Annotated in this window: 9 protein-coding genes; 5 read left to right on the forward strand and 4 right to left on the reverse strand. The window is 36.0% G+C overall.

The genetic code is table 11. From position 1 onward, the window contains the following. Window positions 1–23: 23 nt before the first annotated feature. Entirely contained in the window at window positions 24–1937 is a 1914-nt protein-coding gene (gene acs / locus AC6CHH_RS16310) for an acetate--CoA ligase (protein ID WP_498284777.1), read from the reverse strand. 180 nt (window positions 1938–2117) lie between these two features. Here acs and AC6CHH_RS16315 point away from each other — a divergent pair, with 180 nt between their 5' ends. Beyond that, on the forward strand, window positions 2118–2978 hold the full coding sequence (locus tag AC6CHH_RS16315) for a UbiA prenyltransferase family protein (RefSeq protein ID WP_498284778.1): 861 nt from the start codon (window positions 2118–2120) through the stop codon (window positions 2976–2978). Here the strand turns inward: AC6CHH_RS16315 and AC6CHH_RS16320 are convergent. From AC6CHH_RS16320 to rsmA, 3 genes are read right to left on the reverse strand one after another with little or no spacing between them, the layout of a single operon-like run. Beyond that, window positions 2964–3893, reverse strand: coding sequence for an NAD(P)-dependent oxidoreductase (locus AC6CHH_RS16320; protein WP_498284779.1), 930 nt, complete (start codon window positions 3891–3893; stop codon window positions 2964–2966). The two genes, AC6CHH_RS16315 and AC6CHH_RS16320, sit on opposite strands and share 15 nt — an antisense overlap. Further along, window positions 3890–5086 (reverse strand): FAD-dependent monooxygenase, encoded by a 1197-nt coding sequence (locus AC6CHH_RS16325; RefSeq protein ID WP_498284780.1) that lies wholly within the window; start codon window positions 5084–5086, stop codon window positions 3890–3892. The genes AC6CHH_RS16320 and AC6CHH_RS16325 overlap by 4 nt, the downstream gene beginning before the upstream one ends. Beyond that, window positions 5064–5843 (reverse strand): 16S rRNA (adenine(1518)-N(6)/adenine(1519)-N(6))-dimethyltransferase RsmA, encoded by a 780-nt coding sequence (rsmA, locus tag AC6CHH_RS16330; RefSeq protein ID WP_498284781.1) that lies wholly within the window; start codon window positions 5841–5843, stop codon window positions 5064–5066. The genes AC6CHH_RS16325 and rsmA overlap by 23 nt, the downstream gene beginning before the upstream one ends. Window positions 5844–5981: 138 nt before the next feature. On the opposite strand from rsmA, the gene pdxA reads away from it, so the two are divergent. The 4 genes from pdxA (at window position 5982) to miaA (ending at window position 10158) form a co-directional block, all read left to right on the forward strand. Beyond that, window positions 5982–7037, forward strand: coding sequence for a 4-hydroxythreonine-4-phosphate dehydrogenase PdxA (gene pdxA, locus AC6CHH_RS16335; RefSeq protein ID WP_498284782.1), 1056 nt, complete (start codon window positions 5982–5984; stop codon window positions 7035–7037). Between the two features lie 71 nt (window positions 7038–7108). After that, window positions 7109–8515 (forward strand): CCA tRNA nucleotidyltransferase, encoded by a 1407-nt coding sequence (locus tag AC6CHH_RS16340; RefSeq protein ID WP_498284783.1) that lies wholly within the window; start codon window positions 7109–7111, stop codon window positions 8513–8515. 67 nt (window positions 8516–8582) lie between these two features. Continuing rightward, on the forward strand, window positions 8583–9164 hold the full coding sequence (locus AC6CHH_RS16345; protein ID WP_498284784.1) for an IS1096 element passenger TnpR family protein: 582 nt from the start codon (window positions 8583–8585) through the stop codon (window positions 9162–9164). 82 nt (window positions 9165–9246) lie between these two features. After that, window positions 9247–10158 (forward strand): tRNA (adenosine(37)-N6)-dimethylallyltransferase MiaA, encoded by a 912-nt coding sequence (miaA, locus tag AC6CHH_RS16350; protein WP_498284785.1) that lies wholly within the window; start codon window positions 9247–9249, stop codon window positions 10156–10158. Window positions 10159–10310 lie beyond the last annotated feature (152 nt).

Raw genomic sequence — 10310 nt, forward strand, 5'->3', positions numbered from 1 at the left:
ATTTAATTTACACATTGTGTAAATTATTTTAGGGACTTTGATCCCTCAATGATTGAATCTACAACTGTAGGATCTTGTAATGTAGAAGTATCTCCTAAGCTTGAAATCTCACCTTCTGCAATCTTCCGTAAGATACGTCGCATAATTTTTCCAGATCGAGTTTTTGGTAAATCTTTTACAAATTGAATTATATCTGGTTTAGCAATCGCACCTATGATTCTGGTAACTGTTTGCAATACGTCCTGACGAGTCTTTTCTTCATCGATGTGATGATTTGCAATTACATAAGCGTAAATCCCCTGTCCTTTAACTGGGTGCGGATACCCAACAATTGCTGACTCCACAACATCAGAATGCATGTTAATTGCATTTTCAACCTCAGCTGTTCCAATTCGATGTCCAGAAACATTCAACACATCATCAACACGACCAGTGATGCGGTAATTTCCTTCTGGATCACGATAACATCCATCGCCTGTGAAATACATGTCCTTGTAGGTTGAGAAATAGGTTAGTTTACAACGTTCGTGATCTCCCCATGTTGTTCTTAACATACCAGGCCAAGGGTATTTTATACATAAATTTCCTGAGACATCATTTCCGATTATTTCTTCCCCATTTTCATCCATTAGACATGGTTGAATTCCAGGTAAAGGTAACATCGCATAACCTGGTATTTCAGGAGTAATACCAGCTATTGGGGAAATCAAATGTCCTCCATTTTCAGTTTGCCACCATGTGTCTACAATCGGACAGTTGCCTTTTCCGATTTCCTTGTGGTACCAGTTCCAAGCCTCTTCATTAATAGGTTCACCTACTGAACCTAATACACGTAATGAAGTTAGTTTTTTATTTTCTAGATACTCCGGTCCGAAGGCCATTAATGAACGAATTGCTGTTGGTGCAGTGTACAGAATATTTACGTTGTATTTATCAACAATATCCCAAAATCGACCTGCATCAGGGTACGTTGGTATTCCCTCAAACATTAATGAAGTTGCGCCTTGTGAAAGGGGACCGTATACAATATAACTATGGCCTGTAATCCAACCAATGTCAGCGGTACAGAAAAATACTTCTGCTGGTTTGTATTGGAATGTGTTTGCAAAAGTATAGCCAGTGTAAATCATATATCCAGCGGTAGTGTGAACAACCCCTTTTGGCTTCCCAGTTGATCCTGATGTATATAAAATAAATAGGGTATCCTCTGCATCCATTTCTTCAGCTGGACATGCTGGATTTCCTTGAGTTTCTACCTTCTTAATTTCATCTTCCCACCATACATCACGACCTTTGATCATCGATATAGGTGTTCTTGTGCGCGTTAGAACAATTACTTTTTCTACAGATTTGCACTGCATAAGCGCATCGTCAACAATCGTTTTTAGCTCAAGAATCTTCTTTCCACGAAAACCACCATCTGAGGTGATAACTAATTTGCATTCTGCATCATTGATACGATCTGCGATGGATTGCGCTGAAAACCCACCAAAAACTACAGAATGTATTGCCCCTATCCGTGCACAAGCTAATACAGCAATAACTAATTCAGGAACCATAGGAAGATAAATACAAACTCGGTCACCCTTTCGAATGTTGTTATTTTTTAATACGTTAGCAAATTGCTCTACTTTTTGAAGTAATTGTTTGTAGGTTAATACCCGGTGCGATTCCTGTGGATCGTTTGGTTCCCAAATAATGGCAGGTTGATCTCCTAACTGATAAATATGTCGGTCTAAACAGTTTTCAGTAATGTTTAGTTTTCCTCCTTCAAACCATTTAATATTAGGTTCAGTAAAATTCCATTTTAGTACATTACTCCACTTTCTTTTCCAAAAGAAACTTTCTGCTATTTCTCCCCAAAAGGCTTCGGGCTCATCTACACTTTTTTTGTAAGCTTGTTGATACTCATCAAATGATTTAATTTGAAAACTCATTTTTGTATTAAAATTATAGGTCTACATTAACTTTACAAGAATTAATTATCTATTTCAGCCAATAAGTTATTGGTAACAGAAAAATCAGCTTGTTGTTAAGCTAATTTAATTTATTTTCGATTGAAATACTAATTTTTGTGATCAGATTGGGAATTAGTTGCATATTTGAGGGACCATTGGATGAAAATTATTAAGCTCATATATTACTTTTTCGTCAACACAAATCTGTTGATTGCTGGAGCAGCCATTGCGCAATGTGCTCTAACTTATATTATTCTAAACCTTCCCGTAAATGGTTATATATTGTTGATCGAAGGAAGTACCACTTTATTATTGTATAATTTAAGCTTGTACCTATCCAAGCCCAATAACCCTTCAAAATCACCATTTCAAAGGACCCGTTGGGTGTTCAGATATATAGCTTTATTTTGGACCTTAAGCATAATTTCACTTCTCATCTTATTATATGCTTTGTTACACGTTCATTTATTAACCCTTTTTTATTTGGGTTTTATCGCTTTGATTTCTTTAGCATATGCCGTGCCTATAGTTAAGATTAATAATAAAAGGATCGGTATGAGGCAAGTGCCTGGTTTAAAGGTTTTTTATATAGCCTTAGTCTGGTCTTTAAGTAGCGTGGGTCTTCCTGTAACTGAACTATTCGCAAATGGTGAGACGATCAAATGGTTCGATGCAAATTATTTGGGTTTGGTGAAAATCGTCTTTTTGGTTTTATGTACACTTCCCTTTGACATTCGTGATTATGAACAAGATTCCCTTTATCAATTGAAGACCGTTCCTATACTTTTAGGAAAACAAAAAGCGATCCGTCTATCCTATGGAATAGCATTACTTCATATTTTTTTGGTCGTATTTTCTCCGTATACTTTGGCTATAAAATATGGGATGTTATGCACAACGCTCTTAATTCTCATTCTGCTTAAGTTTGTTATCTTCACTGAGAAAAAGCACTATCATCATGTTTATTTACTAGATTTAGCGTTAATTCTACAATGGTTACTGGTGTTAGTTTTCCTGTAAGAAGTTAATGATTTTTTGAGCTAGGATGTCAGATAACTTGAAGTAGCTTTGAAAAGTCCATCCGGCAACGTGAGGACTTAGAATTACGTTTTCCCTATCTTTTAACGCATTAAACCAAGGTTGTTCTAATAACGAAGGGAATTTCTCAACCGGTAACACATCGAATGCGGCACCTAGAATTTTCCCGTTATCTAGGGATTTTATCACAGCAGGTAAGTTCACAATACCTCCACGGGCACCCATGAGAAGGAAAATAGGGTTTCGGAAATGAAATAGGTATTCCTGGTCAACCAAACCTTGTGTTTCCTTGGTTAAAGGAATGTGGAAACTGACAACTTCAGCTAATTTTACAACTTCTTCCATCGAAACTTCTCGCGCATATTGATCTGAGAAACCTGTTTTGTATTTATCGTAAGCGATTACCTGAACATCAAATCCACTGAGTTTCTTGGCCATCGCTTGGCCGTTATAGCCATAGCCAATTAGGGCAACGGTTTTCCCTTTTAATTCGTGCCCTCTATTCTGTTCACGATTCCATTGTCCGTTTCTTATTTGTCGATCTGCAGTGTTTAGATTATTCATCAAACTTAGCAGCATGCCTATCATATGTTCGCCTACAGCATCACAGTTTCCTTCATTTGCAGGGAATAATTGAATGCCTTTCTCTCGAGCATAGCTTTCATCTATGTTATCCATCCCAGCTCCAGAGCGGCCAATGAATTTAAGTTGTGGAGCAAGGTCAATGAATTCTTGGTCGACCTGAAATTTGGATCGTATTATCAATCCGGAATATTCAGCTATTATCTTTTGAGCCTGTTCTCGAGTAATGTCCGGTCGGTAATCATATTTCAGTTTAGCTCGGTCGAATTTTTCTAACAGAATTTGATGGATATCATCTGCGATAAGTATATTCATGATATTTTTGTATTTATGGTCATGAAATCTTCTTTAAGTAATTTGTTAAGAGGAAGTTGATCAATTGTGGGGGGTAATATTTTTATGATGCTATTTCTTAAGAAAATTGTTGTTTTGTTGTCCCATTGACCAACCCGGCCGATAATCTTAGACATTTCTGTAATGTATTTGGTTCTTGATCTCCTTCTAGCATCAAATAGACTGAATGCCATGCACACATTTCTGTTTTTCTTTAGTTCATCAATAAGAACTGCAACATCTTCCAATGCTTGACAAGCACCTTGTCCCATGTTCGGAGTTGTTGCGTGAGCTGCATCTCCCATTAATAGAATGTTGCCCTTTGCAAAACGTCTTATTGGTTTAATGTCAAAAATATCGTTCCAAATCAAGTCTTCCTCTTTTGTCTGTTCTAATATCTCCAGTATAGGGGAATGGTATTGAGAAAAGTTTTCTTTCAGATCCTTTAGTTTGTAATTTTTGAATAGTGTGCTGTTGACTCCGACATTTATGCATGCATACCAATAGATTCGATTATTTACTAAGGGAGACATACCAAATCTTCCTTTATTTCCCCATGTTTCTGTGCCTTTATTGAGGTGAATCTGGCTATTGTCGATTGTTGCTCGCCAGCAGGTATATCCAGCAAACCTTGGTGTTGATTTTGGGAACATTTGTTCTCGTAATTTTGATCTTACGCCATCGGCAATTAATAAGTATTTAGCGCGATGTACTCTTCCATCTTGGAAATACACCAATATGGATTCTTCTTCTTGCTTAAAATGAGTTACCTGAGCATCTAATTTTAGATTTTCTGTCTCTAATTTAGATAAAAGATGTTGATGAAGATCTGCACGGTGGATTATATAGTTTTCATGTTGATATTTCTCGACAAGAGTTTCAGTATCTGGGTCCACTAAAGTTTGACCTTTTTGATCTAATATGGTGTAGGATTTTATTGGAAAAGCAATGTCTTTTATTTCATCAGCTAGACCTAAATGACTTAGGGCTTGCATGGCATTGGATCCTAAACCAAAACCTGCGCCTATCCCTCTAATCTCCTTAGCCTTTTCAAATAAATGGAAGTTCCGACCTAGTTTTTGAAGAGCGACTGCAGTTGTTAGACCGCATATTCCCGCTCCTATGATTGCAAATTCACTTGAAGTTATCATATCATTCTTTGTTCGATATTTCATTTGTTAAACTCATGAAATCCTCTACACTCAGACGTTCAGCTCGCAATTCATAAAGGGGATTATCACTCATTTTATCCTTGGGAATTACACCAGAAAGAGAATTACGTAAGGTTTTACGACGTTGGTTGAACCCTGCTTTAACCACTCTCCAAAAAAGTTTTTCGTCGCAATCTAGGGTTTCTCGTTCGTTTCGAACCATTCGCATTACACCAGAGAGAACTTTTGGAGGGGGACTAAAAGCGCCAGCTTTTACTGTGAATAAATAAGTTACATTGTAATAAGCCTGAAGAAAAACGCTTAATATACCATATTCTTTACTGCCTGGTTTTGCAACGCATCGCTCTGCTACTTCTTTTTGAAACATACCCACCATTTCTACAACACGGTGTCTTTCATCAAGGATTTTGAATAAAATTTGAGAAGAAATATTATACGGAAAATTACCGATGATAGCTAACTTATTCGTAAAATAATTATCAAAATCTAAAGCTAAAAAATCACCTAAAATAAGTCTTTCTTTAATTTGAGGATATTTATTTTGAAGAAACACAACTGATTCCTCATCAATATCAATTAGAAATGTCTCGTAATCTTCCTTGAGTAATAAAAAGTCTGTAAGCACGCCCATTCCCGGACCAACTTCTAATACTTGTTTATACCCAAGGGATGGTTGTAAAGAGTCGACAATCCGCTGTGCCGCATTTTTATCGTTAAGGAAATGTTGACCTAAATGTTTCTTTGCACGTACTGAACCCATAAGTTGTATTTGTTTACAAAGATACTATTTTTACTAAGGCTAATATTTAAGAATATTCCTTAGTCGAATCAAAATAGCAACTATCCCCTCCATATTTGCGTTTTTTTACTATTTTTGACTATCTAAAGAGCAAATTTGATGAGCGATAAACTTAAAATTGGTATTTCAATTGGTGATATAAATGGAATAGGGTTAGAGGTGATAATAAAATCTCTAATGGATAGTCGTGTGTTGGACTATTTTACACCTATTGTTTATGGGAATACAAAAGTTGCCTCTTTTCATCGTAAAGCCATTGGCGTTAATGATTTCAGTTTTAACGTAATCAACTCTGCGGATCTTGCAAATCCTAAACGGGCCAACATGATAAACTGTTGGCAAGAGGATGTGAAAATCAGTTTGGGAGAACAAAATGAACTCGGAGGTAAATATGCATTTGAATCCTTGAAATATGCCACCCAAGATCTAAAAGCAGGATTGATTGATGCCTTGGTTACTGCCCCTATCAATAAACACAATATACAACAGGAGGGTTTTAACTTTCCTGGACACACTGAATACCTTCAAAATGCCTTTCAAGCTGAAAACGTTTTGATGTTTATGGTGAGTGAAGATTTACGTATAGGTGTGGTTACCGGCCATATACCAGTTAAGGATGTTTCAAGTTCAATTACTCCGGAAGGGATTATTCAAAAGCTAAAAATGATGAATGATAGTTTAAAGAATGACTTTTGGATTCAAAAGCCTAAAATTGCTGTTTTGGGTCTCAACCCACACGCAGGAGACGATGGGTTAATTGGACAAGAGGATAACGAAATTATCAGACCTGCAATTGAAAAAGCTTATGATGAAGGGATTTTCTGTTTTGGGCCATTCCCTGCTGATGGATTTTTTGCTTCGGATGCTTATACTAAATTTGATGCGGTCTTAGCTATGTATCATGATCAGGGCTTGATTCCATTTAAACATATCGCCTCCCGATCAGGAGTAAACTTTACAGCGGGTTTGCCCGTCGTTAGGACTTCCCCTGACCACGGGACTGGATACGATATAGCTGGAAAAAATATAGCTTCCCATGACTCTTTTCTAGAGGCCCTATTCGAGGCTGTCCATATCGTGCAAAGACGTAGGGAACAAGGAATTCTGAAACAAAACCCTCTTCTTTTCCGCCGATTATCAAAAGATAGAGATTAGAAAACTTTAATATTTCCAGGATGAAGGAAGGTTTGTTGTCTATAAAATAATTACTTTTGCACTTTGTTGCTATGAGTGAAAATTTAAGTCATCCCATTTTTCCCATTATTAAGGATTTGGCTAAACAGGAAGGTGTTCTCTGTTATGTCATTGGTGGATATGTTCGTGATCGAATTATGAGGCGTCCATTTAAGGATGATATAGACATTCTTATTTTAGGGAGTGGAATTGCTTTTGCAAGTAAGCTTGGTGAAAAACTAAGTACCAAAGTTGCTGTGTATAAATCCTTTGGTACTGCAATGTTGGTTTACCAAGGGTTACAAATTGAATTCGTAGGTGCTCGAAGGGAATCCTATAGGACCGACTCGCGAAAACCTATAGTTGAGGATGGAACTCTAGAAGATGATCAAAATAGACGTGATTTTACAATAAATGCGATGGCATTCTCTTTAAACGAAGAGAATTATGGAGAATTATTAGATCCTTTCAATGGTGTCAGTGATATTGAAAAAAAGATTATTCGCACCCCACTTGAACCCAGTATTACCTTTTCCGATGATCCTTTACGCATGATGCGTGCAATTCGTTTTGCAAGCCAGTTAAATTTTAGGATTGACGTACCGGCTTTAAATGCCATTGCAGCACAATCTGCTAGAATAGAGATTATTTCTAAAGAAAGGATTACTGACGAACTCAATAAGATTATACTTTCTGAGGTCCCATCTATTGGATTTAAATACCTTTTCGATACAGGGCTTCTTGAAAGAATTTTTCCCGCTATGGTTGACTTATATGGGGTTGATTATATAGATGGTAAAGGCCATAAAGATAATTTTTACCATACTTTAGAAGTTTTGGATAATGTAGCTAAAACTTCTAGTGATCTTTGGTTGAGATGGGCTGCCATTATGCATGATATTGCGAAACCGGCAACCAAACGATTTGATAAGAAGGTGGGTTGGACTTTTCATGGTCATGAAGATCGAGGTGCCAAGATGGTACCTAAATTGTTTTCTGAACTTAAGCTTCCTTTAAATGAAAAAATGAAGTTCGTTCAAAAACTTGTTTTATTACACCTTCGGCCTATTGTATTAGCTAAAGATATTGTCACCGATTCAGCTGTCCGTCGACTGTTGTTTGAGGCTGCGGATGACATTGATTCATTAATGTTGCTCTGCCATGCCGATGTTACAACAAAAAATGAATACAAGAAAAAGAAATACCGAGACAATTTTGATTTGGTTAAACAAAAACTGAAAGATGTTGAAGAACGTGACCATCTTCGTAATTGGCAACCGCCTATTGATGGAGATGATATCATGAGAGCTTTCGATATTGGTCCTGGACGATTTGTTGGAATGATTAAAAATTCAATCCGTGAGGCAATTTTGGAAGGCGAGATACCAAACTCAAGAAAGGATGCGTTTAACTATATGATTGAAAAAGGGAAAACCTTAGGTTTAACTTTGAGAGCCTAGGTTTAAATATTTCAAAAATTATGTAACTTTAAAGCTTGAAAAATTAGATTAAAAACGAAATATTATAATGGCAATTTATAGATTTAGGGTTTCTTTTGAGGATTATGAAGATGTATATCGTGAACTTGATATGCCTTCCAAAAGTACTTTTATGGATTTACATGAAGCAATTCATAAATCAATTGGCTATGATGTTGAGCGTTCCTCTTCCTTTTATGTGAGTAATGATCAATGGAAAAAAGGAACAGAAATAGCTTATATGCCAAATGCCAGGAAAAAAGACCAAGGAGTATTATTGGTGGAAGATATTCGTTTAAGTAAATTTATTGATGATCCACATCAAAAATTTTATTATATATACAATTTTGATCGACCTTATGAATTCCATGTTGAGCTAATTAAAATTTTAAAAGAAGAAGAAGGGAAAGTATATCCAACTTTATTTAAAAAAGTAGGGGAGGCCCCAAAAAATCTTGCTGCTTCAAATTTTCCGTTAGTAGACGAAGATGAAATAGATGAGGATGATTTTATTGAGGAAATCGAGGAAGAGTATGGTGTCGATGAAGAAGATGAATTTGATATGTTTGATGATGAATCATCTGGTGAATCTCAAGGAGGAAAATCAACAGAAGGTTCCGAAGATTATTAATCCACTAAAATATTAAGGTATAAAAGATGATGGATTTAGCTGTCATCTTTTTTTTTGTTAATAGAACATCAGTTATTGAAGAATGAGTAATCAAAAAATATTAATTGTCGTTGTTGGACCTACAGCAGTAGGTAAAACGGAGTTGGCAATTGCTCTAGCTAATCGATTTAATACGGCTATAATTTCTGCGGATTCTAGACAATTTTATCGTGAATTGAATATAGGGACAGCCAAACCCAGTGAATATGAACTCTCTCAAGCAAAACATTATTTTATTAATTCTCATTCTATTGCGGAAGACTATTCTGCTGGCGATTATGAAAGAGAGGCGTTGTGTAAATTGAATGAGTTGTTTGAAGATCATAACCTTGTTGTAGCGGTAGGAGGCTCCGGATTATTTGTCAAGGCTTTATGTGAAGGTTTAGATGATTTACCTAAAGCACCTATTGAGACTCGAACTAAATTGAACGAGGAACTTAAAAATTTGGGACTAGCCGTTTTGAAACAACGATTAGAAGCTATCGATCCTGAGTATTATTCGTATGCAGATATTGATAATCCGCAGCGAGTAATTCGCGCCTTGGAAGTATTTCAAGCCACTGGGCGACCTATCTCTTTTTACTTAAAAAATCAATCTAATAAAAGTCGTTCTTTTCAAGTAATAACAATTGGTCTAAATATGGATCGTGAAGCCCTGTATGATAGAATCAACAGGAGGGTTGATATGATGATCCAAAATGGTCTATTGGATGAGGTAAAAAAACTTATCCCATTTCGTTATAAATCAGCTTTATTGACTGTTGGATACGTTGAACTTTTCAGTTACCTAGATCGTAAACTGAGTTTGGAGGATGCTATTGGGCAAATTAAACAGAACTCTAGGAGATATGCTAAAAGACAAATAACTTGGTTTAAAAAATATGGTCAGACGACTTGGTTTAATCCTGATAATTACAAAGAAATACTTGCCCATATTAATAGTGTTATCCATTAAAATAACACAGTTTAATTACCATTACCATAATTGTTCATAATTTTTTATTTTTTCTAGGTTTGAATTTTGAGATATATAAGTGCCCTTTTCTTTTATGGAATCAAAAAGTGTTTCTGTGTTTTCGAGATTTGAATGTCTTTTCTAAAAATGAA

The sequence above is a fragment of the Sphingobacterium sp. GQ94 genome, assembly GCF_059758715.1.

What these genes read in the sequence shown, in the direction of transcription:
- acs (WP_498284777.1), bottom strand. Translation starts at nt 1,937, where the DNA reads ATGAGTTTTCAAATTAAATCATTTGATGAGTATCAACAAGCTTACAAA.
- AC6CHH_RS16315 (WP_498284778.1), top strand. Translation starts at nt 2,118, where the DNA reads ATGAAAATTATTAAGCTCATATATTACTTTTTCGTCAACACAAATCTG.
- AC6CHH_RS16320 (WP_498284779.1), bottom strand. Translation starts at nt 3,893, where the DNA reads ATGAATATACTTATCGCAGATGATATCCATCAAATTCTGTTAGAAAAA.
- AC6CHH_RS16325 (WP_498284780.1), bottom strand. Translation starts at nt 5,086, where the DNA reads ATGAAATATCGAACAAAGAATGATATGATAACTTCAAGTGAATTTGCA.
- rsmA (WP_498284781.1), bottom strand. Translation starts at nt 5,843, where the DNA reads ATGGGTTCAGTACGTGCAAAGAAACATTTAGGTCAACATTTCCTTAAC.
- pdxA (WP_498284782.1), top strand. Translation starts at nt 5,982, where the DNA reads ATGAGCGATAAACTTAAAATTGGTATTTCAATTGGTGATATAAATGGA.
- AC6CHH_RS16340 (WP_498284783.1), top strand. Translation starts at nt 7,109, where the DNA reads ATGAGTGAAAATTTAAGTCATCCCATTTTTCCCATTATTAAGGATTTG.
- AC6CHH_RS16345 (WP_498284784.1), top strand. Translation starts at nt 8,583, where the DNA reads ATGGCAATTTATAGATTTAGGGTTTCTTTTGAGGATTATGAAGATGTA.
- miaA (WP_498284785.1), top strand. Translation starts at nt 9,247, where the DNA reads ATGAGTAATCAAAAAATATTAATTGTCGTTGTTGGACCTACAGCAGTA.